Origin of the sequence: Chryseobacterium sp. SORGH_AS_0447 (assembly GCF_030818695.1) — a bacterium.
Lineage (GTDB): Bacteria > Bacteroidota > Bacteroidia > Flavobacteriales > Weeksellaceae > Chryseobacterium.
On record NZ_JAUTAR010000001.1, the window covers coordinates 1,970,780 to 1,994,415 of the forward strand.

Annotated in this window: 22 protein-coding genes and 1 pseudogene; 18 read left to right on the plus strand and 5 right to left on the minus strand. The window is 38.1% G+C overall.

Translation table 11 applies throughout. From position 1 onward, the window contains the following. From QE422_RS09215 to QE422_RS09270, 11 genes and pseudogenes are all read left to right on the plus strand, one after another. A complete protein-coding gene (locus QE422_RS09215) occupies nt 1–2,763 on the plus strand; it encodes a DUF6443 domain-containing protein (protein ID WP_307457125.1) in 2,763 nt (920 codons plus the stop codon). Further along, a complete protein-coding gene (locus QE422_RS09220) occupies nt 2,750–3,484 on the plus strand; it encodes a hypothetical protein (protein ID WP_307457128.1) in 735 nt (244 codons plus the stop codon). Before QE422_RS09215 ends, QE422_RS09220 begins: the two co-directional genes overlap by 14 nt. Before the next feature lie 2 nt (nt 3,485–3,486). Beyond that, nucleotides 3,487–3,906, plus strand: a complete 420-nt coding sequence (locus tag QE422_RS09225; protein ID WP_307457131.1) for a hypothetical protein — start codon at nt 3,487–3,489, stop codon at nt 3,904–3,906. Between the two features lie 288 nt (nt 3,907–4,194). Continuing rightward, entirely contained in the window at nt 4,195–5,331 is a 1,137-nt protein-coding gene (locus QE422_RS09230; RefSeq protein WP_307457134.1) for an RHS repeat domain-containing protein, read from the plus strand. After that, entirely contained in the window at nt 5,309–5,995 is a 687-nt protein-coding gene (locus tag QE422_RS09235) for a hypothetical protein (RefSeq protein ID WP_307457136.1), read from the plus strand. The genes QE422_RS09230 and QE422_RS09235 overlap by 23 nt, the downstream gene beginning before the upstream one ends. Before the next feature lie 251 nt (nt 5,996–6,246). Further along, nucleotides 6,247–7,281, plus strand: a pseudogene (locus QE422_RS09240) (RHS repeat-associated core domain-containing protein); the annotation flags it as partial. Further along, complete coding sequence (locus QE422_RS09245) at nt 7,259–7,948, plus strand: hypothetical protein (RefSeq protein ID WP_307457138.1); 690 nt, start codon at nt 7,259–7,261, stop codon at nt 7,946–7,948. The pseudogene QE422_RS09240 and the gene QE422_RS09245, both read left to right, overlap by 23 nt. A 264-nt stretch (nt 7,949–8,212) precedes the next feature. After that, nucleotides 8,213–9,235, plus strand: coding sequence for an RHS repeat-associated core domain-containing protein (locus tag QE422_RS20010; RefSeq protein ID WP_373463352.1), 1,023 nt, complete (start codon nt 8,213–8,215; stop codon nt 9,233–9,235). Nucleotides 9,236–9,240: 5 nt separating this feature from the next. Further along, nucleotides 9,241–9,693 (plus strand): DUF4304 domain-containing protein, encoded by a 453-nt coding sequence (locus QE422_RS09260; RefSeq protein ID WP_307457141.1) that lies wholly within the window; start codon nt 9,241–9,243, stop codon nt 9,691–9,693. Nucleotides 9,694–9,937: 244 nt separating this feature from the next. Next, nucleotides 9,938–10,270 carry an SMI1/KNR4 family protein gene (locus QE422_RS09265; protein WP_307457143.1) on the plus strand — a complete coding sequence of 111 codons (333 nt, stop codon included), beginning with the start codon at nt 9,938–9,940 and terminating at the stop codon, nt 10,268–10,270. A gap of 19 nt (nt 10,271–10,289) precedes the next feature. Further along, entirely contained in the window at nt 10,290–10,613 is a 324-nt protein-coding gene (locus tag QE422_RS09270; RefSeq protein WP_307457146.1) for a hypothetical protein, read from the plus strand. A 78-nt stretch (nt 10,614–10,691) separates the two neighbouring features. On the opposite strand, the gene QE422_RS09275 is transcribed toward QE422_RS09270, so the two are convergent. After that, nucleotides 10,692–10,880: a hypothetical protein gene (locus QE422_RS09275; RefSeq protein ID WP_307457149.1), complete on the minus strand. Its 189-nt coding sequence runs from the start codon at nt 10,878–10,880 to the stop codon at nt 10,692–10,694. An 864-nt stretch (nt 10,881–11,744) separates the two neighbouring features. Between QE422_RS09275 and QE422_RS09280 the strand changes: the two genes are divergently transcribed. The 5 genes from QE422_RS09280 (at nt 11,745) to QE422_RS09300 (ending at nt 14,550) form a co-directional block, all read left to right on the plus strand. Beyond that, a complete protein-coding gene (locus tag QE422_RS09280; protein WP_307457153.1) occupies nt 11,745–12,185 on the plus strand; it encodes a hypothetical protein in 441 nt (146 codons plus the stop codon). Continuing rightward, complete coding sequence (locus tag QE422_RS09285) at nt 12,175–12,873, plus strand: hypothetical protein (protein ID WP_307457154.1); 699 nt, start codon at nt 12,175–12,177, stop codon at nt 12,871–12,873. Before QE422_RS09280 ends, QE422_RS09285 begins: the two co-directional genes overlap by 11 nt. A 2-nt stretch (nt 12,874–12,875) precedes the next feature. After that, complete coding sequence (locus QE422_RS09290; RefSeq protein ID WP_307457156.1) at nt 12,876–13,565, plus strand: hypothetical protein; 690 nt, start codon at nt 12,876–12,878, stop codon at nt 13,563–13,565. Nucleotides 13,566–13,582: 17 nt separating this feature from the next. Continuing rightward, on the plus strand, nt 13,583–14,035 hold the full coding sequence (locus QE422_RS09295; RefSeq protein ID WP_307457159.1) for a hypothetical protein: 453 nt from the start codon (nt 13,583–13,585) through the stop codon (nt 14,033–14,035). Between the two features lie 290 nt (nt 14,036–14,325). Then, on the plus strand, nt 14,326–14,550 hold the full coding sequence (locus QE422_RS09300) for an IS1 family transposase (RefSeq protein ID WP_373463438.1): 225 nt from the start codon (nt 14,326–14,328) through the stop codon (nt 14,548–14,550). Between the two features lie 24 nt (nt 14,551–14,574). On the opposite strand, the gene QE422_RS09305 is transcribed toward QE422_RS09300, so the two are convergent. Both QE422_RS09305 and QE422_RS09310 read right to left on the minus strand, forming a co-directional pair. Next, on the minus strand, nt 14,575–15,348 hold the full coding sequence (locus QE422_RS09305) for a methyltransferase domain-containing protein (RefSeq protein WP_307457162.1): 774 nt from the start codon (nt 15,346–15,348) through the stop codon (nt 14,575–14,577). An 82-nt stretch (nt 15,349–15,430) separates the two neighbouring features. Next, nucleotides 15,431–15,901, minus strand: a complete 471-nt coding sequence (locus QE422_RS09310) for an Lrp/AsnC family transcriptional regulator (RefSeq protein WP_307457165.1) — start codon at nt 15,899–15,901, stop codon at nt 15,431–15,433. Nucleotides 15,902–16,044: 143 nt separating this feature from the next. Between QE422_RS09310 and QE422_RS09315 the strand changes: the two genes are divergently transcribed. Then, a complete protein-coding gene (locus QE422_RS09315; RefSeq protein ID WP_307457169.1) occupies nt 16,045–17,427 on the plus strand; it encodes an MFS transporter in 1,383 nt (460 codons plus the stop codon). A gap of 74 nt (nt 17,428–17,501) precedes the next feature. Beyond that, nucleotides 17,502–18,248 carry a metallophosphoesterase gene (locus QE422_RS09320; protein ID WP_307457172.1) on the plus strand — a complete coding sequence of 249 codons (747 nt, stop codon included), beginning with the start codon at nt 17,502–17,504 and terminating at the stop codon, nt 18,246–18,248. Between the two features lie 119 nt (nt 18,249–18,367). Here QE422_RS09320 and QE422_RS09325 read toward each other — a convergent pair whose 3' ends face one another. Beyond that, nucleotides 18,368–20,629 (minus strand): glycoside hydrolase family 3 C-terminal domain-containing protein, encoded by a 2,262-nt coding sequence (locus QE422_RS09325; protein WP_307457175.1) that lies wholly within the window; start codon nt 20,627–20,629, stop codon nt 18,368–18,370. A 281-nt stretch (nt 20,630–20,910) separates the two neighbouring features. Further along, nucleotides 20,911–22,899 carry a hypothetical protein gene (locus QE422_RS09330; protein WP_307457179.1) on the minus strand — a complete coding sequence of 663 codons (1,989 nt, stop codon included), beginning with the start codon at nt 22,897–22,899 and terminating at the stop codon, nt 20,911–20,913. Nucleotides 22,900–23,636: the final 737 nt, after the last annotated feature.

Here is a 23,636-nt window from a genome sequence, read left to right on the forward strand (position 1 = left end):
ATGAAAAGAAAATTAAATATATTCAGTCTGTTGCTGGCAGCGGGACTTTCTTATGCGCAGACGGGCGGGCTTTCCGCAGGCGAAAATTATGTCTACACCAAAAACTGCCTGAATGAAGACTGCAGCAGGAAGACGGAAGCCGTGGAATATTCCGACGGGCTGGGAAGATCCAAGCAAGTGATCGGCATCAAAAGCTCCCCAAGCGGGAAAGATGTGGTCACTCCCCTCGAATACGATGTTTTCGGAAGGCAGGTGAGGTCCTACCTGCCGATCCCGCAGACGGGTACCCAGAACGGAGCCCTCTACGCCGATCCGAAAGCCGTTGCACCGCAGACCTACGGCAGCGATCCGTATTTCTATTCCGAATCGGTAATGGAAAGCTCACCGTCCGCAAAAATCCTTTCCGGGACCAAACCGGGAGCCGATTATCACGGGTATTCCGTGAACTATGGTTATGAGATGAATGCTGCCGGTGAAGTGAAAAAATATACGGTGACGACTTCATGGACAAACGGGGCAACAGACAACGCCATTACACTTTCCGGAAATTACAGTGCCGGGGCGCTGGTGAAAACCTCCGTTACCGATGAGGACGGCCACAAAACCACGGAATTTAAAAACGGGAAAGGGCAGACGGTTCTCGTAAGAAAAGAAAACGCAGATACCTATTACGTCTACAACAAATACGGGCACTTAGCTTATGTAATTCCTCCACTGGCAGCTTCCCAGGCACTGACCGCCACTTTGCTAAACGACCTCTGCTACCAGTACCGGTACGACAGCCGGGGCAGGCAGGTGGAGAAAAAGCTGCCCGGCAAAGGCTGGGAATATACGGTGTACGACCGGCAGGACCGTGTCCTGATGACCCAGGATGCCAATATGGGCGCATCGAAGCAGTGGCTGTTCACGAAATACGATAAGCTGGGAAGAGCGGTGTATACCGGGATCTTCACCAGTGCGCAGAACTACGGAAGCGAAGGCAGGCAGGCCGAACAGGTACAAGCCAACAGCGCTTCGGCGCCCCGGAACGAAAGCCGGGACACCGGAGGCTTCAGTGCCGGCGGCGTAACGGCATATTATACCAATGCCGTATATCCTACGGCTTTTACAAAGATCCTGAGCATCCATTATTTCGATACTTATCCTTCAGGAAGCCCGGCCCGGCCGTCCCAGATTTTTTCCAAAGCGACCCTCGGGGACAATATGGCCGATGCCGTAAATACCAAAAACCTTCCTACAGCTTCCTATGTGAAGAATATTGAGGATGACCACTGGACGAAAAGCTATATCTGGTACGATGAAAAGGCAAGGGCGGTAGGGACCTATGCGGTAAACCACCTCGGGGGATTTACCCAAACGGAATCTGCCCCGGATTTTGCCGGTGCCCTGCAGCAAACCAGGGTTACCCATGCAAGGCTGGCTTCCGATACACCTAAAGTCATTACCCAGACCTTTGAGTACGATGCGCAGAACCGCCTGACAAAGCAGTGGCACCAGGTCGACAGCCGCCCACAGGAGCTTCTTTCCGAAAATACCTACAACGAGCTTTCGCAGCTGACGGGTAAAAAGGTGGGCAGTAACCTCCAGGATGTCTCGTACAGCTACAACATCAGGGGTTCGGTAACTAAGGTGAATGACCCTGCTTCCCTGGGAACGGATCTTTTTGCCTATTCCCTGGATTATTACACCCCGGCCTCTTCCGCTTCAGGGAAATACAGCGGGAACGCAGCGGTCAACAGCTGGAAGACTTCCCAGGACCAGGTGCTCAGAAGCTACACCTACCAGTATGACAGCCTGAACAGGCTGACCAAGGGGATCTACGCGGAACCCGGCAATTCGGTACCGCAGAATGACTTTTACGGGGAAACGGCTGACTATGACCTAAACGGCAACATCACGGCCCTGCAGAGAAACGGCAAAAACGCCCTGGGCGCCATATCCCTGATCGATAACCTGAACTACACCTATGCCTCCGGAAACAAACTGACGTCGGTAACGGATGATTCGGGAAATTATGCGGGGTATCCGGATGTATCGGGAAATACCATTTCCTATGATGACAACGGGAATATGAAGGATCATATCGATAAAGGGATTCTGGAAATAAGATACAACCTGCTGGACCTGCCTGCTTATGTAAAGTTTGATAAGTCATTTGTGCCGAGAGTTAATTTTGGCAATGCCAGTTATAATGTAAATACCCAATACCTTTACCGTGCAGACGGCATAAAGTTGAAAAAAACATATACCTACGGCAACGGAAAAACTAATGCTGAAGTTAATACGGTAACGGAGTACCTGGATGGATTTCAATATGAGGCGACCACCACGACGGGAAAACTGGCCATGATCTTAAAATTTGTCCCTACCCCCGAAGGGTATTACGATTTTGAAAAAAATAGGTATATTTACAGCTACACAGACCATTTGGGAAATGTACGCCTGAGCTATTTTAAAAATGCCGGTGGCAGCGCAGAAGTTCTTGAAGAAAACAATTTTTACCCGTTTGGGCTGAAGCACGAAGGCTATAACCAGACGGCAGGCAACCCTTCTTACAACTACCAGTATAACGGAAAAGAATTACAGAAGGAAACGGGCTGGAGCGATTATGGAGCCAGGATGTATATGGCCGATATCGGAAGATGGGGCGTTGTCGATCCGTTAGCCGAAACCAGCAGAAGGTTTACTCCGTATAATTATGCCTATGATAATCCGATAAGTTTTATCGATCGCGGATGGGAGGAAAGCGATGGCAGCAAATGATTTAGGACTTCCGATAGCTACAGGGGGTGTCTTGGAAAATATCATGGGTGGCCGCGCATGGCAGTTTGGAGGAATTGATGAATTTGCTGAATTAAAAAAATATGCTGCAGAACAAGAAAAAAAAAGCGGTGGAGGAAGTGGACCTAGTTTCCAGTTTCCAAAAGGAACAGAAGAATACTATAAAAAGAATTATCCCGCTTTTTATGATTTTGTGAAAAATGTTCTACCCAAAATGGTAGGAGATAGTAATTTTATGAAAGCCCTTAGTTCTGCAAGTGGTTTTTCTGTAGAAGAGCTTGGAGAAATCTTTCAATATGGAAAAGGTATGAATTTAAAAGTATTAGATTTACCATTTGGAGATGCAGAATATTTGCCTTTGGGAATGACTGATTCTTCGGCTAAAAATACAGCAGCTATTGACACTCCACTCTTAAATTGGTTTGAAAAAGCAGATTTAAATACTAAATCAATCGAAGGATTAAGCAACCTAATGTATATGACGGCTGTCATTGCTCATGAAACGGCACATTTGGGAGATGATACAAAAAGAACTGTAAAATATAGTGATACAGGTCTAAGTAGCACTTATGGAGATGTTGGAAACTTTTTCGAAAGTAGAGCTTTTGGCGGTAGAATGGGATCATATTCTTCAGGTGTATCAGGATATATAAAAAATTATGTCCGAGCTAACTTTAATTTATTACAATCAATATTCAAATAATTATGAGTAGAACAATCATTTTTTCAATAGTCACAGTCGTCATACTATCTTTCTTTACATCATGTTTTTCATTTAAAAAAAATGGAAAAAAAGAACAATTCATAACACAGTTTTTTGGTAATGAATCAGTTTATAATAGTTTGAAAGACTATTATTCTCAAAAAGATATCATTATTTATGATAGTAAAAAAGAATTAGTGAATACACCAAAAACTCTTGAAATAGATTTAAAAAGAATAAAAATTGAAACAATAAAGCCACTGAATGATAATTATTTTAAAGTTTATAAATTTAACTTAAATGAAAGCCTGGCCTCAATAGTTTTAGCTACTTCTGACGGGGATAAGGGAATTATCTATTATATAGAAAAGAGAAATAATAAATGGATCATCATGAATATAATTCCTAAAAACAGATATTGAATTTGTTATCTGTATCAATATAAGATTAATAACCCTACCAAAACGCGGTGGGGTTATGTATTATACAGCGGCCATATTTTTATTAAAGAAGTCTTCAAATTTTTTGGTTTTGAGCATTTATATTGGCCATTTTAAAAATCATGGTTCTGTCTTCGTCGAGCTGATTGATCAGATGTAGTTTCTCAAAATCGGGTTTATCTTTGGTAGTTACCAGTTTTGTTTTTTATGTTAATACATTCTTTTAAAAATAATAATTATATTTATAGCTGTACGATTTATAAGAGAATTGTGAATGCAGCGCAGAAGTTCTTGAAGAAAACAATTTTTTACCCGTTTGGGCTGAAGCACGAAGGCTACAACCAAACGGCAGGCAACCCTTCTTACAACTACCAGTATAACGGTAAAGAATTACAGAAGGAAACGGGCTGGAGCGATTATGGAGCCAGGATGTATATGGCCGATATCGGAAGATGGGGCGTTGTTGATCCGTTAGCCGAAACCAGCAGAAGGTTTACTCCGTATAATTATGCCTATGATAATCCGATAAGTTTTATCGATCCGGATGGGAGGAAAGCGATGGCAGCAAATGATTTAGGACTTCCGATAGCTACAGGGGGTGTCTTGGAAAATATCATGGGTGGCCGCGCATGGCAGTTTGGAGGAATTGATGAATTTGCTGAATTAAAAAAATATGCTGCAGAACAAGAAAAAAAAAGCGGTGGAGGAAGTGCAACATTGGTAAATATCATTATTAATTTTATAAGAGGCGATGAAAAGAATCTTGGAAATTTTGTAAATAGCGATTTTGAAAATAACGGATGGCATGTTATTGATGCGTCAAGCCTTGCCGATGCTTTAATGAAATTAACGAAATATTTAGGGAATGACCAGGCTGATAATATTTATATTAATGCTCATGGTTACTTTAGTAAGCGATATTTATTTGATGAAGAAGGAAAATTAATTCCAGATTCTAAATCAGACACCGGATATAAAATGACATGGGATACTGGTTTTCATACAGATAAAGACAGAATTCTAGGAACTGATCTTCAGCAATATATTTCAGATAAAAGTAAATTGTTGTCCGATAAGCTAAGCGGTATAGAAAGTTTTATTGGTATTGCTAATTATGTCAAAAGTGGTAAAAATCTAATTATGGGAAGTTGTTTTTCTGCAAATGATGAACTTTTCGGGACAGGTCTTTCTTCCATAGTAAAATCGAGAGATATTTTCGCAAATCGTGATTTTTCAAGTTTATGGCCTGATAGTAAAGGAAATATTAAATTTCAAGATTTTACTGGCTTTAATCAGACTTCTAAAAACCAATATGAATATGGTTGGGTATGGTATAGGAATGGTTCAGCTATTCAAACAAACTTTAATATTATAATGACAAAATATGGAGTTAAAACAATTAAATAAAGTAAAAGCGTTAATCGCTTTTCTAATCGGTATAAATGTATTTTCTCAGATGAAAATGGCAGACATACAGAATAAGAAATTTTCGGTTGATTTAAAGAAGGAAAAGAGTAATATAATAAAAATTTTAGATAATAACGATTATAGCGTATTTTATATCCTAGATAGAAGGAGACTTGATTTTGATAAAGGAAGAGGAACTGTGGATATGGTAAATCTTATCTTTTTTTCTAAAAAATATAACAAAGGGATTCTTGCTGTTTTTAAACAAGGAATTGTTCATAAAAACAAATTTGTTTATAATATTAGATTAGATACAGGCTCTATAGATAATTACATGTTTATTCCTTCAATGATTATAGTAGATGGAGATTTTAATTACGAGTATTTAATGGAGTATCGTTATATGCATTTGCCTTATGATAATAATATATATACCTCAACTATTACAATACAGAATAATAAAAACTATTGCCATTTTACACATATTGATTTAAAAAATAATGCAATTTATGAAGATATAGATGATATATTAAGTAATATTTCCAAGATAAATATTAATGAGAGTAAATCTAAGGAATGTAATCCATTAATTTCAGATGACGATTTGAAATATTTTTTTCCAAAGAGAATAGATAAAAATGGTCCTGTTTATTATAAAAAATAAGATTAATACTTTTTATTTTAAAAAATATTGAGTTAAATAATAATAAAATGGACAATCATTTGATTGCCCATTTTATTTATGTTAATAAAGTTATTTTAAAATAGTAGCTATATTTAGAGCTGTACAATTTTTAAGAGAATTGTGAATACAGCGCAGAAGTTCTTGAAGAAAACAATTTTTACCCGTTTGGGCTGAAGCAAGAAGGCTACAACCAGACGGCAGGCAATCCTTCTTAAAGCTACCAGTATAACGGAAAAGAATTGCAGAAGGAAACAGGTTGGAGCGATTACGGGGCCAGGATGTATATGGCTTATATCGGAAGATGGGGCATATTGGATCCGCTGGCGGAAAGCACAACCAGGGTAAGCCCGTATAATTATGCTCTGAACAACCCGGTGATGTTTGTGGATCCAGACGGAAGAAAGGCCTACAATCCGGAGCCGGTAACCTCAGATATCCCGAGAGGCGGGCTGCTGGACTTTTTCGGAAACGGCGGTTATACGCAGTGGGGATCTTATGAAGAATTTATAGGGAAAGACGTTTTCGGGTATAGCAAGAAAGGAAGTGAAGGAGTTTATGGTGGGGGAAATACAACATTGGTAAATATCATTATTAATTTTATAAGAGGCGATGAAAAGAATCTTGGAAATTTTGTAAATAGCGATTTTGAAGATAACGGATGGCATGTTATTGATGCGTCAAGCCTTGCCGATGCTTTAATGAAACTAACGAAATATTTAGGGAATAACCAGGCTGATAATATTTATATTAATGCACATGGTTTAGTAGGCAAACGTTATACTTTTGATGAAAAGGGAGAGGCTCTTCGTGATCCACAAACGGGTGAATACATACTAAAAGATGATACAGGTTTTTATACCAACATTGAAACTGAAAAAATATATGGAACAGATATTCAGCAGTATATTGCTGATTCGGGTAAATTAACTGCTGATAAAAAAAGCAGTATAGATAGTCTTGTTGGGATTGGCGATTATGTTAGAGATGGGAAAAATCTAATCATGGGAGCTTGTTTCTCAGCAAATGATACACTTTTTGGGACAGGACTTTCCTCTTTAGTAAAATCCAGAGATATTTTTGCAAACAGGGATTTTTCAAGCTTATTTCCCATTGGAGGAAAAATAAGATTTCAGGATTTCATTGGTTTTAATCAAACTTCTCAAAAACGATATGAACATGGGTGGGTTTGGTATAAAGATGGAGTAGCTACTCAAACAAATTTTAATATAATTATGACAAAATATGGAGTCAAAACAATTAAATAAAATAATAATATTAATAGCCTTAACTTTTTATATGAATGTTTTTTCTCAAATGAAAATGGCAGACATAGAGAATAAAAAATTTTCGGTTAATTTGACTACTGAGAAAAACGATATTATAAAAATATTAGATAATAACTCATACAGTGTATTTTATATTTTAGATAGAAGGGGACTTGACTTTGGTGAAGGTGTGGGAACTGTTGATATAGCAAATCTTATCTTTTTTTCTAAAAAATACAATAAAGGAATACTTACTTTATTTAAGCAAAGTATTGAACATGATAAAAAATCTGTTTATAATATTAAATTATTTACGGGATCTCATGATAAGAATATGTTTATTCCTTCGATGATAATAGTAGATAAAGATTTTAATTATGAGTATTTAATGGAATATTATTATATGCCACCTCCCCCTCCAGAAAAAGGCGATTATACGTCATGGATAACAATACAAGAGATTAAAAACTATTGCAGTTTTAAACATGTTGATCTAAAAGGTAATGCAGTTATTGAAGATATAAATGATATATTAAGTAATATCTCAAAAATAAATATAAATGAAAATAAATCTAAGGAATGCAATCCGTTAATTTCAGATGACGATTTGAAATATTTTTTTCCAAAGAGAATAGATAAAAATGGTCCTGTTTACTATAAGAAATAAAGATTAATACTTTTTATTTTAAAAAATATTGAGTTAAACAATAATAAAAATGGGCAATCAAAATGGTTGCCTGTTTTATTTTATGTTAATACGTTCTTTTATAAACAGTAGTTATATTTACAGTTGTACAATTTTTAAGAGAATTGTGAATACAGCGCAGAAGTTCTTGAAGAAAACAATTTTTACCCGTTTGGGCTGAAGTAAGAAGGCTACAACCAGACGGCAGGCAATCCTTCTTAAAGCTACCAGTATAACGGAAAAGAATTGCAGAAGGAAACGGGCTGGAGCGATTACGGGGCCAGGATGTATATGGCTGACATCGGAAGATGGGGGGTGATTGATCCGTTGGCTGATCAATACAGAAGACTGACTCCTTATAATTATGCAGCAAATAACCCGATCCGGTTTATCGATCCGGATGGCAGGAAGATTCAGGCGCCTACAGGGAGCCCTGATTCTATACCACCGACTATGGCTCCGGGGAGTATGCTGGATTATTATGCGCGGGGAGGAACGGGAAGCACTTCGGATATTTTGAAATTCATGGGCCAGGAAGATATGCTTGGGAATTTCTATGCCATTTATAACAGTGGCGGCGGTGGGGGAAGTGGACCTGGCCCTAAAAGCAGTACTGGACCGGGATTAATACAAAGAATAGGTAATTTCTTTAGAAGCCTATTTAGAGGAAAAGTATCAGGGACAATACAAGAGTTTGGACCACTGGAGAAAGTTCCGATGAGTTACGGACAAACAAGGCTGTTTGGACTAATTAGAAATGCAAATGTAAATGCCAATGGAGAAAGCGCATTAGAACAATATAGAGCATGGAGAGATAACCCATCATATAATGCAGGTGAAAGCTGGCTTGATCGATTTGCCCGAAATGTGAACAGCAGCCACATGGAAATTCTACGTGATGAAGGAAGCGGTGGCGGATTAATGTGGGGCGGATATGGAAATAGTGTCAACGCAATTGAGGAAGCGATCATCGAAACCGAAGTTCAGTATACGAAATCAAGTTTATCTTTAGGAAGACAAATGCATAGCGCATACAAGGTAGGAGAAAGTGGGATTAAGGAATTTAGACTGCCAAGTGGTAAGAGAATAGATTTTCTAGACATCGAAAATGGTGTAATTTATGAATTGAAGCCTTACAATCCTAGGTCAATGAACGCTGGCGAGAGACAACTTCAAATGTATTTGAAAGAAATTCAGTCACCTGCAACTATAGAAAGGTACCCAATGTTAAAGGGTATACAATGGAGAACTGTTTTAGAAACCTATTAAAAATCATGAATAGTAAAGAATTTAAATCAGTATTTGGCGAAATAGCTAAATCCAACGATTTTAAACAAGCATTTGGAGGATGGTATAAAGAAAGTTCTGAATGCATTGCCATACTTGAATTGCAAAAATCAAATTTTTCAGATAGTTATTATTTAAATGTTAAGATATTTATCCAAGGGATCTTTGGTCTGAAACATTCTCCATCGAAAAATTTAATAAAAAGTCCTATGGGAGATATTACAAATCAAATGAGAGATCTTGATGTCTTGAATTTTGATAATTCTATTAGTGAGACAGATAGAATTGAACTCTTAAAAGTACTCTTTAAAGATTGTATATTACCTTTCATCAACAATTTATTATCTAAAGCTAGTATAAAAGAAATGGCTGATACAGGAAAGATATGTTTACTTCCTGCTGTGAAAAAGGAGTTGGAGAAAATAACCCATACCATTTAGATTATTAGAAGGAGCTGAATATGAAGCCGCCAGAAAAGCTGCAAGTCAAGCTAATCAGTTGATAAGAAGAGCTAATCCTGAATTATATAAAGGATTAGAAATATATGAAATACACCCGGTTAAATTCGGTGGAAGTCCAACAGATCCAATGAATAAAGTCGCAATTCCACGAGATTATCATAGACAAGTTGTTACCCCTTGGTGGAATAATAATATGAGAGCAGTTAATAAAATACCATAAATTATGAACAGCAACTTTGAGTTTTCTAAAGATTATATTTCTTTTATGGAGAATTTGCAAGACAATGAAATTAACTCTGAAAATGGATATATTGAGTTATTTCCATTAGAGGAATTGGAAAAAATTAATGAGGAATATGAAACTGATAAATTTGTCCCAAATTTTATAGCTATTGGAACTAATGGAGGTGGTGTAGGAATTTTTATTAATAAAGAAAACAATAATATTTATTCAATACCATTCATCGGGATGGAAGAAAGTGATGCTATTTTACTCGCTAATTCGTTTTCAGAGTTTTTGTATAAATTTGAAAATAATGAACTAGAAATATTTTAATTGAAGTTAATAAATAAAGATGAATTTTATAAATTTTATTGATTATTTAATTGATACAGTAAAGCTTGATAATCTACTAATTGAGATGAATGTTGATAGAGAATCTGAAGCACTTATTGCTTGTTTAAAAGAATCTTTAGATATAAACTCAGAAGTTTCAATTTTTGGGATTGAAGAAACAGATGGGAAACTTATATTTGAAAAAAGCGGAACAAAGTTTATTGAGTTATTTCCTTTAGAAATGCTTCAAGAAATAACAATAGATTACGTTAATGCATATAAGAATTTATCACATTATGAAATTGCAAAAAAAATCATGGATTATAGGATAAACGATGCGTAATTTGTCAAAGCCCTAGCTTGCGCGAGTATCCGTTCGTACTTGTAGATAATAAACCCCACCGCAATGCGGTGGGGTTTATTATTTAGAAAAAGCCTGTTTCGTTTTAAAATTCTGGATGATGTTATCTACCAGAAAGAACAGGTGTTCTTTGGTTGCAGGATCGAGCTTGTCGATATCTTCAATGCGCTTCATCACTTCTTTGTCGTAAGAAGAAATCTCACCTTCCCCGATTAAATAATCGACTGTTAAATTAAAGGTTTTGGCCATTTAAAACACCGTCGACCAGAAACATTAGTCATCAAAAGAATGTGGATTTATGGAAAAAAGCCAAAGCTGAACCCTGCGCATTTTTTCCCACAAGTCCACATTTACACCGGCGGCAACATCAAAACCACCCGAACCGCAAAATAAATCAAAAGAAAGTATATATTTGTATACCTTTTAATAAAAAGTCCGCTGGTCAGAGCGGACTAAAAACATTAATTAAAGTGAAGTGATTGCGTTACTATTGTTCACGCAGTCACTTTTTACTTCCCTGCATTTCTACAAACAATGACAAAACTTATCATTGCTAGAATAACTAAGAAAAGCATTCCGAGAAAAAGTATCGACTCATTCATTGTCTTGCAAATATAGTTGCACGCTTGTTTTATTACAAGCCGAAATACGATGCATATACAATACTTTAATAAATATGTGGTTTAAAAACCGTTTTTATTACATAATGAACTTGATGAAAGAAAATCAACCTTATTTTTTTCAATTGAAATAAAAAACAGTGAAACCCCATTTTTTTGTTCAGTTTAAATCCCTATTTTTGGCACTGGTGGACAGAGCAGCGTTCAAAAAAAGTAAAAGTTCACACGAAGAAAAGAAGCCCTCGCGCAAGGAAAAAGTTGAGCAGGCTTTGTAGTTGGTGGAGGAACTACTGGTGTTTTAACAGTTGGAGAACTGCTTGATGCATTAACAGGAGGAGATGGTGGTACTCGGGATTTTTCAAAGTTTGATTTTACTCAATTTGGAGCTGGGCCCGGACCGAAAAACCCTTTCACTCAATATGAAGTAAATAAGTTATTAGCTGGAGGAATTATTACGGGTATAGCAGCAAAAGCCTTACTTAGTGGGATTGCAGTGGAAGGCGTTGGAACAGGTGTAATAGGTTCCGGAGCATTAGCGGCTTCTTCCTCAGCAGGATGGGGGACTTTTGCAACCGTACTTACAAGAGCACTTTATATAGGAGCTTTGTTATCCATTAAAGATGAAGCTCCGCCGCAGAGATATTATGTATATGCAATATCAGGCAATGAGAAAATGGCTAAATTTGGAATTACAAGACAGAATGATCCCACTAGCCGACCTCAAAGTCAAATTTTCGGATTGAATAGAGATTATGTCAGAGAGGGTCCACATCGTTGGAAATTTTTGCAAGGTCCAGTAGACAGAGAAACAGCTTTAATTTATGAAAAATACTATGTCTGGGCATATACACAAAATTCTGGAGAAATGCCTTATGCACAGCGTTACCCTTATGCAGATGCCGTTACAAGACTTATAGATAAATTTGGAAAATAAAAAAGTAATGAGAAATATTTGGTTTACGATTTATACTGGAAATATACAAGAATATGATGGGATAGCTAACTATCGCACCTTATTAGAGATTCTGATGATTCCAGCAATTCAAGATAAAATCAATAGAGAAAAGAAGGCGCAAAAAATTATGCTAATGTTCTATAGTGATTTAAATAGAGATGATATAGCATATTTTAAAGAGCTTTATTACGGAAAAAAGGTTAATGGCGGTATAGTAAATTTATCAATATCTACAAAAAATATAGATTGGAGTTCATTTTCAGATCAGGAAAGGAAAAATTTTTTGATAGAGAAATGGAAAGTACTTTTCAATAACTTATCCGACGATTATTTTTTGGTAGATAAATCTGAGGTTATCGATTCACTGGAAGAACTAAGAAAAGAGGAATGGAAACATACCAGTCTTTTATTCAAAAAAAAACTGAAGTACAATAAAGATGCATACAGCATTGTGATGGATATTTCAGTGGAAAAAGCGAAATTGGCTTTGGTGAGAGAATCCGACGAAAAATGGTTTATTCTTAAAGAGTTCGAAGAAGTCTGGAGAATAATGACGGATGGCAATTTTAAGAAATTTAAACTTGAAGAAGATATTTTGACCTTTGAAAACAGTACATTCTTCTTACCGCTTGAACAATTCGATTTGAGAGAAATTATCAAGGATTAATAATGAGAAATATATGGTTCACATTTGATGCAGGCTCATCTGAAAAGTATAATCAAATAGGTAATTACAGAACTTTGCTTGAAATTTTAATGATATCTGCGATTCAAGATAAACTTAATCGTGAAAAAAAAATTAGTAAAGTGATGTTTTGTTTTTCAGATAAATTAGAGTCAGATAATATTGAAAATTTAAAAAAAAACTATTATCAAAAAAAAGTATGGGAAGGGCTTGTCAATTTAGATGTGTCTGCAAAACATATAGATTGGAATGCTTTATCAGATCAGGGCAAGAAGGATTTTTTGATAGAGAAATGGAAAGTACTTTTCAATAATTTATCCGACGATTATTTTTTGGTAGACAAATCAGAAGTTATCAATTCATTAGAAGAACTCAGAAAAGAAGAATGGAAGTATACAAGTCTTTTATTCAAGAAAAAACTGAAGTACAACAAAGAAACATACAGTATTGTGATGGATACTTCGGTGGAAATAGCAAAATTAGCTTTAGTAAGGGAGTCCGACGGAAATTGGTTTATTCTTAAAGAGTATGAGGAAGTCTGGAAGATAATGATGGATGCTAATTTTAAGAATTTTAAACTTGAAGGAGATACTTTGACTTTAGAAAATAAAACTTTCTTTTTACCGCCTGAACAGTTCGATCTAAAGGAAATTATTAATAATATAACTAAATAGAAGTAGTAATCTTTAAAATGAAAAGCATATTTATAACAATATTCGCAATCTTGAATCTAACCATGTATGGACAAAAAAAATCTGTTTCTAAATCAACACAAATACAAGCAGGCAAAATGATATCGACGGGAGATAAAGAAATTGATAATTTAATCGTCAAATTAAAGAAGTCAATGGAAAATTATATGAAAGAAGCCAACCCTTCTTATTCTCAAAAAGATGTTAATGAGTGTGTATCTTTATTATCAAATTTTGTAATAAACATTTTCAAAACCCATTCAAAAGATGAAGCACTGTTAATTGTAAAATCTACGGTTTTAAAATTAAATGCTTTAAATGAGAGATGTGATCATTCTTTAATAGAAACAAATGAAAGAGAGCAGATTGCTGAAATAATAATTTTAGCAAGTCATAAAATGAAGTATAATTCTTTGAATGAAGATATCACTGAGAAATGGAGAGAATGGTAAAATAGAATTACTAAACGTCAAAGCCACCGAGTAAGGTGGCTTTTATCTTTCTTCTTCCAGAACTTTATTTATATAGTTTTGCTTTGTAACAGAAAACGAACTATCAATAGCAGTATTAAAAGTATATTGGTCATATATCACAGCGTTAGTGATAAAAACAATTGTAGGTATTGCTGTTCGAAAAATATCATTAAAAACAGAACAACAAAGAAGCAATAGTATTTCTGCAAAAACTGCAACAGAAGATTTATAGAATTTTACAGTTACCATGCATACCGGAAATTAAGACACTGGTAAACTCAAAAGCGAATCAGGTTTTTACAGACAGGCTCAGAAATTATCAATATCTAATCCCAAAAGAAATTCATTCAACCAAAAGATTTGGAACGAATACGATTGAAAGATTGAATCTTACTATCAGAACTCATCTAAAAAGATTTAACAGAAGGACCATTTGTTTTACGGAGAGCAAAATAATTTTAAAAGCAATCCTTAAAATCTACTTTTGGGCATAAACCCTTCTGAACAAAGCCCTTACTTTAAACTTCATCCCTCCGCCCATACATCAAAATCCTTTTAAAAGAATACACCGCCGGGAACTTCGGAAATGCTTCTGCAATTCTTTGTTTGAATTCGGTGGTGAAAACGTTTTGCTGATCTGGGTCCAGCCTTTCCAGATAAGGGATTAATGCCGATCCGGAAATAAAATTGAACAACGTATCATGATCTTCGGCAATGATCGGATATACTTTTTGAAAGACGTTTATATCTTCTAATCCGTTCTCGAAAAGAATTTGGACGTATTCGTCAAGGGTTAAAACCGGAGAGTGGATGTTCCAACCGTTCAATTGGCTGCTGAACGGTTCTTCCGAAGCCAGATCATAAAGAATCCGATTCAATAGATTTCCCGGCTGATACGGCATCTGTACGGCTAATTGACCGCCCGGATTTAGTTTCGAGATCAATTTCGGGAATAATTCCTGGTGGTCATCAGACCATTGCAGGGCCGCATTGCTGAAGATCAGGTCCCAGCTTTCATCGTTTTCCAGAACCTCTTCTGTGGTCATCTGCTTAAAATGAAGCCGTTCATGCTGAAGATTTCCGGCTTTGGCCAGCATTTCAGGGGACGAATCAATTCCTGTAAAAATGGATTGTGGGAATTTTTCAGTGAGAAGGGCCGTCTGTTCACCTGTCCCGCATCCGAGATCGATGGCTTTCATATCTTTTTCATCCGTAATCAGATCCGAAAGGTCAAAGAAAGGCTTAAAGCGGATATTTTTAAACTGGTTGTAAACGTCAGGATTCCACGGCATGATGGGGTTATTTTTAGATGATTGAAGATACGGATTTTATCAAATGAAAACAAACGCTTTGATCGGTTTTCCTTCAAGCGTACTACAAAATCTGAGCGCTTTCCTTAATGCTGTTCATCACGAAAATACTCTTGGTCTGTCCGATGCCTTCGATTTCGGATAGTTTATTGACGAAGAACTCATGAAACGCATCCATATTCGGTGCAAGGATTTTCAGCATGAAATCGAAATCGCCACTGATGTTATAAAATTCCACCACTTCTTTTAGTCGGCCGACTTCTTCGATGAACTTTCCTGCCGTTTTTTTATTATGAACATTAAGGGCAATCATACAGATCACCATCATTCCCTTATCCACTTTTTTCCGGTCGATCACCGTAGTATATTCCTTAATAATGCCCAGCTTTTCCATTCTCTTGATCCGTTCATGGGTTGGGGTGGGGCTGAGGTTGATTCTGGCGGCAATGTCACGGATGCTCAGTTTGGCGTCTTTCTGTAAAATCCGGAGAATGGAAAGATCTTTTTCGTCAACGGTATATTGTTCTGCGGTCATTTGTCCTGTTTCTTGAAGTTAAACTATGAATAAAAGGATGTTAGTTCTTTTTATTTGAATTAAAATACAAATGTGTTCCAAATTTACTATATAATTTTTACATATGTTCTGTTAATTTTAATTTTGCAGCATAAATGAACTCTATGGAAAGAAAGAATCTGATCCTGATGATTGCGTCGGCAGGAACATTTGTAGAAGCACTGGATATTGCCATCATCAACCTTACCATTCCCTCCATTCAGGAGCAATTCGGGATCGGTGCGGAGACGGTGCAGTGGCTGCAAACCCTGTATGTTCTGTTCTTCGGCGGATTTCTGATTATCGGCGGAAAACTCTCCGACCAGGTTGGGCACAGGAAAGTTTTTCTTTGGGGTTCCCTGATTTTTATGCTGACCTCTTTAGGAGCCGGTTTGTCAACGGGATTTGAAACACTGGCTGTTTTCAGGGCTTTACAGGGATTAGGTGCGGCTTTTATCATGCCTTCTGCCATGTCGATTGTTACCCATACTTTTAAAGAAGAGCGGGAACGGAGCCGTGCCATCGGGATTTTCAGTTCTTTCGCGGCCATCGGGTCGGGGAGCGGCCTGTCGTTGGGAGGAATCATCAGCACTTATCTGAGCTGGCACTGGGTATTCCTGATCAATGTTCCGGTTTTACTCATTACTTTGGTGTTTGCCTACCGGTACCTTCCGAAAGATGAGAAGGGAAAATCTCAAAAGACCGACCTGCTGTCTGGTGTATTGCTGGTCTTAGGATTATTAAGCCTTACGTATGGAGCGCATGAACTGATCCATATCAAGGAGCAGACATACCTGGTAATCGGATCTTTGTCAGCCGCAGGAATACTGCTGTTTCTGGTGATCTACCGACTGAAATCCGCTCCTGAACCTTTAATTGATATTCACTTATTCAGGCATCAGTCTCTGGTGGTTTCCAATATGGCATTCGTGGCTTTGGGGGCATTTTTTATCGGGTTTTTATTCCTGATTTCACTGATGCTGCAAAAAGACATGAATCACAGTGCGGCTTCTGCAGGATTGATGCTGGTGCCTTTCAGCATCATGTCGGCTTTGGTGGCGAAGTTTATTCTGCCTCATGTCACTAAAAGGCTGAATTCCGCACAGATGGGGATTTTCGGATGGATTTTTATGCTGGCCGGAGCGGTCCTGTTATTGGCCTCCGTACATTTTGGACATCCGCTGCCGTTGGTATTATCCGGAGCGGCCTGTATTTCGGGAATCGGGATGACCTTCTGCTTTACGGCTTTATCCGTTCTGGGCATTCAGGATGTTGATGCATCGGGTTACGGAGTGGCCTCCAGTTTGGGTTCTACCAGCTATTTCCTGGGTGCCGGGCTGGGATTATCTTTCCTGACATTGATGAGCCAGGTTTTTCCTTCAGGTAATGCCGTGGGAGATTTAAGTATTGTAATCCTCATCGGTTATGCAGTCTTTGCACTGGGCATGTTGTTGTATTTCATCATCAGAAGCGTGAGAATCCGGCGGGATGAAGTGGCTGTTTCATAAAATGATTGACTTCGTTACATGATATTTCATAAGGAACCGGTGCCACATACTGGTTCTTTCATTATTTTAGCAGGATGAAAATACAGATCATCAGCGATCTTCACCAGGAATTCGGATTCACCGACCTTTCCTTCGATCAGCCGGACGTTGTGGTTTTGGCTGGGGATGTAAATTTAGGAACCAGGGGAATCGAATGGATCAAAGCCAAGATCACAGACAAACCGGTCATTTACGTTCTGGGCAACCACGAATATTACAAAGGCGCTTATCCTAAAACCCTGAATAAAATAAAAGAAGCGGCACAGAACTCCAATATCTCGGTGCTGGAAAACGATTTCGTAGATATTGAAGGCATCCGTTTTTACGGAGCCACATTGTGGACCGACTTTTCGATATTCGGTGATCCACGGTATTACGGGTTTGTCTGCCAGAACGGAATGAACGATTACAGGCAGATCAGGCGCGATCCGTCCTATTCTAAAATGCGTTCGATCGACATCTTTAAAATTCACCAGTTTTCCAGATTTTGGCTAAAAGAAAGTCTGGAAAGCTCCAGAGGCATGAAAAATATCGTCGTGACCCATCATGCGCCGAGCTTACAGTCGGTCCCGGAATATTTTAAGGAAGATCCGCTTACCTCGGCCTATGCTTCGGATCTGGAAGATTTTATTTTAGAACACCAGCCGCTGTACTGGATCCATGGCCACATCCACACGCCAAAAAGATACAATATCGGAAATACGGAGATCATCTGCAATCCGCACGGCTATATCAGTGAAAAGTATAATGGTTATGAAAAGGAACTGATCATTGAGGTTTAAGGTCAATCAACTAAATCAGTTAAAAATATTGCAAACTTTTGTGGTTATATGAAAAGTTTAAACAAAAAATGCCCGGACAGTATCCGGGCATTCACATTTGGAAATATAAATAAGTAAAATTACTTCAGGGTAAATTTCACCTTCGTTTTGATGGCATCTGAGGAATTTCCGATCTGTGCTTCGAAATCTCCCGGCTCTGCTACCCATTCGTGTTTTTGGGCATCGAAGAAGCTTAAAGCCGTTTTGTCGATGGTGAAGGTAACTTCTTTCTGTTCACCGGGATTTAAATACACCTTTTCAAAACCTTTCAACTCTTTAGCGGGTCTCATGACCGAAGATTTAAGATCTGAAATGTACAGCTGAGCGACTTCTGCACCGGGTCTTGTTCCCGTATTTTTTACCGAAACCGTAAAGGTGATGATATCGTCCTGAGACATGGTTTTCTTATCGGCTTTGGCCTTTCCGAACTCAAAAGTCGTATAGCTCAGCCCGTGACCGAAACTGAATAACGGCTTGATTTTTTTGGTATCGTGCCATCTGTAACCGACTAAAATTCCTTCATTATACGTAATGTTAATCGGATTTTTCTGGTCTTTACCCTTATCGGCAGCCAGCTCTTCCTTATTCCCCGGATATTCTCCCAACTGATGAGCCGAATTGTCTTCCAGCTTCACCGGGAAGGTAAACGGAAGTTTTCCGGACGGATTGGTGTCGCCCGCTAATACCGAAGCAATGGAGTTTCCGGCTTCCGAGCCCAGATACCAGGCCTGAACCACCGTTGGAACTTCTTTGATCCACGGCATCGCTACTGCATTTCCGGAAACCAGTACGACGGCCAGGTTTTTATTTGCTTTCGCCAGAGCCGAAATTACATTGTCCTGGTTATAAGGCAATCCGTAACTTTTTCTGTCGTTTCCTTCACTGTCCTGGAAGTCCGCTTTATTCAGTCCGCCGACGAAAATAACGTAGTCCGATTTTTTAGCCAGTTCTACTGCTTCATTCAGCAATTCCTGTGGGGAACGGGTGTCTTTCAAATCCTGACCGGATTTTACCCCGTTGTATTCGCCGCCGATATCCCCTACATATCCTCTGGCATACTGCACATCCGCCTGTTTCCCGAATCGGGCTTTGATGCCATACAGCGGAAGGGTTTCATATTTTACTTTTAGTGAAGAAGAGCCGCCGCCAACCGTCATGATCTTAATGGCATTCTCTCCGATGACCGCAATTCTTTTTGCCTTGTTGATGTCCACAGGAAGTACATTCCCCTGGTTTTTCAGCAACACGATGCCTTCTTCACCGATTTCCTTCGCTATTGCTTTATGTTCTTCGGAAGCGATATTCCCGAAAGGCTTGTTCCGGTTCATCGTGGTTTTATAGGCCAGGTTCAGAAGCCTGGTCACTTTATCATCAAGTTCTTTGGTGCCGACTTTCCCGGATTTGATTAAATCTAAATAGGGCTTCGCCAAGTAATAATTGTCGTAGGCATTTTTGGTACCCGCCGAAAGACCGTTGGTCCAGCTTCCGAATTCCAGGTCCAGTCCGTTACGGATCGCCTGTTCGGTATTGTTTACCGCACCCCAATCGGAAACCACCACGCCTTTGTATTTCCATTCTCCTTTCAAAATGTCATTCAGAAGGTATTGGTTCTGGCTGGCATACTGGCCTTTGTACATATCGTATGCTCCCATGATCGTCCAGGAATCACCTTCTGTCACCGCTGCTTTAAAAGCTGGCAGATAAATTTCGTATAACGTTCTATCATCCACTTTCACATTGCTGGTATGACGGAACATCTCCTGATTATTCAGTACAAAATGCTTCACGGAAGTGGCCACCCCGTTGGATTGTACCCCTTTAATGTACGGAACCACCATTTTTGAGGTTAAATAAGGATCTTCACCCATATATTCGAAATTCCTTCCGTTCAGTGGAGTCCGGTAAATATTTACGCCTGGCCCAAGAAGAATATCTTTTTTCCGGTAACGGGCTTCTTCTCCCAGTGCTTTCCCATAATTCCAAGACATTTTTTTGTTCCATGTCGCAGAAAGGGCAGTCAGGGCTGGATAGGCAATAATGGAGTCATTTGTCCATCCCGCCTGGTTCCATTCGTCCCACATCACTTCAGGACGTACCCCGTGCGGGCCATCGGTGGTCCAGAATTCAGGAATTCCCAGTCTCGGAACCCCCGGAGAACTAAATTTCGACTGGGCATGGAGCATCGCTATCTTTTCTTCCAGCGTCATTCTTGAAAGGGCATCCTGAACCCGCTGTTCAACAGGTTTTGTTTCATCCAGATAAACAGGAAGCGAAGTATTTTGAGCCATATAAGAAACAGAAATAAAAGTGAATAAACTTACAATGGCAGTTTTCTTTAACATAAAGCCTTTATTTGATTGGAAACAAAAATAGCAAAAATATTTATAGTCTCAAATTGAGAAAATAAATATTTACAGAAAATGGTTATTAATGACCAGCCTGCTAAGAGCAATAGTTCAGTTATTCAAATTGAGAAAAATACAGATGAAAAGATGAAAGTCCTAAGTAAAATCTTTGTTTCCGTATTTCATGATTAATTTTTAGAAATAATAAAAGCATCCGGTCCGGATGCTTTTAATTTAAGTATTATTAATCTCATTAAACTCTTAGCCTTGATTACTTTTTAAAATTCATAACCTTCGGTAAAACCTACTTCGAATCTTGAAGGTCCCTGATTATTATTACCGTTAAGAGAATATCCGTAAATGTGAAGAGCTTCTGTAGATATAGTCTGTAATACAATGTCCGTACCCGCGGCATTCTTTAAAATCATGGTACAACTATTACCATATCTGATTATAACAAATTCAGCTGAATGACTAGTTGGGTAACTTGCTTGATCCTCAATAGTTAAAAATTGTCCTGATACTCCGGCTTTAAAAATTTTCCAAGTCCGAACAATACCGCAATAAGCTTTTAAAAAGACTGAGTTGTTATTTGAAAAACTCAAAGTGGACTGATTGCCTAAACCAATAATTCCACCTCCGTTATCACCAGAGCCACCAAAAATTGTGACATTACCTTTCAGATAAAAGTTAGTATCTGCTCCCACTAATTGAGAAGATTTAATACTTGCTACAATTTCCTGTGATCCATTAGGGGGATAATTATCGGAGCTTACGGTTAAGTTAATTCCATTGCCCGAACCTGTTGCAACATTAGAAACACCAGGGGTTTTTAATAACGTTTCCCAGGTTAACGTGCCCAGCGATAGCGGATTTAATTTGCTTACGACTGTTAAAGTGGATACAGCTTCTGTTACATAGTAAGCCACCCCATTCCATATTCTTAAACGATAAATTCCAATAGGAATATTTTTAAAGTTATAGTAAAATACCAAATCCAGTCCTGAAGAATAAGTTTGAACTTGATTTGATGGAATTTCGGCTATTACTGTTGTACCTAATCTGTCCATCAATTCTAATTTGAAGTTTGCTGGATTTAAATTGAGGTTTGCTCCTTTTATGGTGAACCACGAATTTTTGTCGGTATTATCTGTTAATGGGGGACTTATAACAGCAACACTCATGGCTTGGGTAGTCCAGCCTCCATTCATTACTGTTTTAAGCGCTGTTTTTTGCGCATCATTAAAACCCTGCCATAATTCTAATTCCGCAGTGTAGTCCTGAAACATTACCGGCCTTTTATTTCCTGAAGAATTTGATCCGTAAAGCTTATTTCCATCTGAAGTCAGCTGATTTGGTAACGTTTCCGTATTAGAATCCAAAACAACAGACTTTGTTCTTATTCTTCCATCATTCAAATGCAGCATCTCCGTGGGAGTCTGTGTACCAAAACCTATTTTGTTATTAGTAAAATAAGCATTGGATGCCGCAAAATCATTACCGTTCCAGAAATTTAAATAATAGCTGGTGGGCTGGATATTAACCAATGATGTTGATGATCCGTTTTGGCGGATAAAATAATTCCCCGTTCCGGAAGGTTTATCCAACTTGCTGTTCAAAGCAGTCTGAAGCCCTTCCACCATCGAAATCGTAATATTCGTTAGTCCTGTCGGTAGATAGTTTGCAGAAGTTTTCTTATCGCCACCTTTAAACATATACAGCGAATAATTGCCATTGATAGGAATAGCAATAAAATCGTTTTTCTCGAAGGTATAATTTCCGGAAGCGGTTACGAAAGCAGACAGGCTTGTTTCCGTTGCCGTTATCAGCTCAGTTAATCCTAAACTTTCCATCTTATCGGCTCTTATTTTACCATTCTGAACAAAATCAGCAACCAGCATGTACAAAGCATTAACCTGAGCTTTACTGTAAACGGCCGAATCCTGATTCTGGTCTACCAGAGCAACATTCGCCGGGATATCGCCAACACCCAGTTTAGAACGCCATGCGTTCCGGTGGACAGTACTCAAATTAGTAGCATCCAATTTAGCCAGATAGCCTGCATGTGCGTTAGGATCGGCGATGTGTGTATTCAGCGCTTCTGCGGTCGCTGTTTGTTGGAACATCGTGGAAAGTCCTGAAATCTGATCTGCTGAAATTAAATCGTCTTTATGACGGAAAGAGGACCAGGAAGCTACAAATTGTTCTTCCGTTGGAAAATCGCCGGTTTGAAACCAGTTTAGTATTGTATTTAAAGGGGTATTCATGTTTTTTTGTCTATTAAAGTTTTGGTTTGATAAATTCTCAGCTAAGGAACCTTAACATGTATTGCCGTTTTTTCTTTGGCAATTAGTTGCTTGTATACGGTTGACTGAACCATCACAACTTTTTACCGTTTCCATTTATTGCTGAAATCTTATTTCTATTACAAATTGAGTACGGATTGTTCTTCACGCATCAAATGAGGTGATCTGAATTTTACATGGTGATTAGGTTTGTAGCATGGGCGGTGAGAACTGTATTTTTGTTATCATTAGTAGCCTTTTCTTTAAAATAGCCGATACTTTGTTTATCATATTTCTTTCGTTTAGTATTATGGTGCAAACATACAATTACCTTTAACCAAAAGACGACTGTTTTGGGCTTTCAAACCCGTCTTTGCAGTAAATGAGATTTTCACTTTTTTTAAAACGCAAAAGAATTTATTTTACAATTGATTATTAATCAACAGGTTGGATTTTTTAAAAAATTAGAATTAATAATTTATGAACAGAGTACATAAATCCGGATATACAGGTAGAGTTCGATTCAGATAGAATTTTAAAAGAGGGCCAAAATACGATAACAATAATTTCAAAGTCAGCAAATAATGCATCCCTGACATTCGGTCTGATCTGAGGTAACTTCCGGTGATTGTAGTGAAGTCCTGAAAGAACGGCTTATATCGGCATCGGATAAAATCCGATGAAATAAAAAATAGGTTCCAAAAAACTGCAATTTCTTT

Excerpts from the sequence above, each read along its gene's own strand:
- QE422_RS09305 (WP_307457162.1), bottom strand. The coding sequence starts at position 15,348 with ATGCCGTGGAATCCTGACGTTTACAACCAGTTTAAAAATATCCGCTTT.
- QE422_RS09330 (WP_307457179.1), bottom strand. The coding sequence starts at position 22,899 with ATGAATACCCCTTTAAATACAATACTAAACTGGTTTCAAACCGGCGAT.
- QE422_RS09215 (WP_307457125.1), top strand. The coding sequence starts at position 1 with ATGAAAAGAAAATTAAATATATTCAGTCTGTTGCTGGCAGCGGGACTT.
- QE422_RS09325 (WP_307457175.1), bottom strand. The coding sequence starts at position 20,629 with ATGTTAAAGAAAACTGCCATTGTAAGTTTATTCACTTTTATTTCTGTT.
- QE422_RS09320 (WP_307457172.1), top strand. The coding sequence starts at position 17,502 with ATGAAAATACAGATCATCAGCGATCTTCACCAGGAATTCGGATTCACC.
- QE422_RS09260 (WP_307457141.1), top strand. The coding sequence starts at position 9,241 with ATGAATAGTAAAGAATTTAAATCAGTATTTGGCGAAATAGCTAAATCC.
- QE422_RS09275 (WP_307457149.1), bottom strand. The coding sequence starts at position 10,880 with ATGGCCAAAACCTTTAATTTAACAGTCGATTATTTAATCGGGGAAGGT.
- QE422_RS09225 (WP_307457131.1), top strand. The coding sequence starts at position 3,487 with ATGAGTAGAACAATCATTTTTTCAATAGTCACAGTCGTCATACTATCT.
- QE422_RS09265 (WP_307457143.1), top strand. The coding sequence starts at position 9,938 with ATGAACAGCAACTTTGAGTTTTCTAAAGATTATATTTCTTTTATGGAG.
- QE422_RS09235 (WP_307457136.1), top strand. The coding sequence starts at position 5,309 with ATGGAGTTAAAACAATTAAATAAAGTAAAAGCGTTAATCGCTTTTCTA.
- QE422_RS09245 (WP_307457138.1), top strand. The coding sequence starts at position 7,259 with ATGGAGTCAAAACAATTAAATAAAATAATAATATTAATAGCCTTAACT.
- QE422_RS09295 (WP_307457159.1), top strand. The coding sequence starts at position 13,583 with ATGAAAAGCATATTTATAACAATATTCGCAATCTTGAATCTAACCATG.
- QE422_RS09290 (WP_307457156.1), top strand. The coding sequence starts at position 12,876 with ATGAGAAATATATGGTTCACATTTGATGCAGGCTCATCTGAAAAGTAT.
- QE422_RS09270 (WP_307457146.1), top strand. The coding sequence starts at position 10,290 with ATGAATTTTATAAATTTTATTGATTATTTAATTGATACAGTAAAGCTT.
- QE422_RS09315 (WP_307457169.1), top strand. The coding sequence starts at position 16,045 with ATGGAAAGAAAGAATCTGATCCTGATGATTGCGTCGGCAGGAACATTT.
- QE422_RS09310 (WP_307457165.1), bottom strand. The coding sequence starts at position 15,901 with ATGACCGCAGAACAATATACCGTTGACGAAAAAGATCTTTCCATTCTC.
- QE422_RS09220 (WP_307457128.1), top strand. The coding sequence starts at position 2,750 with ATGGCAGCAAATGATTTAGGACTTCCGATAGCTACAGGGGGTGTCTTG.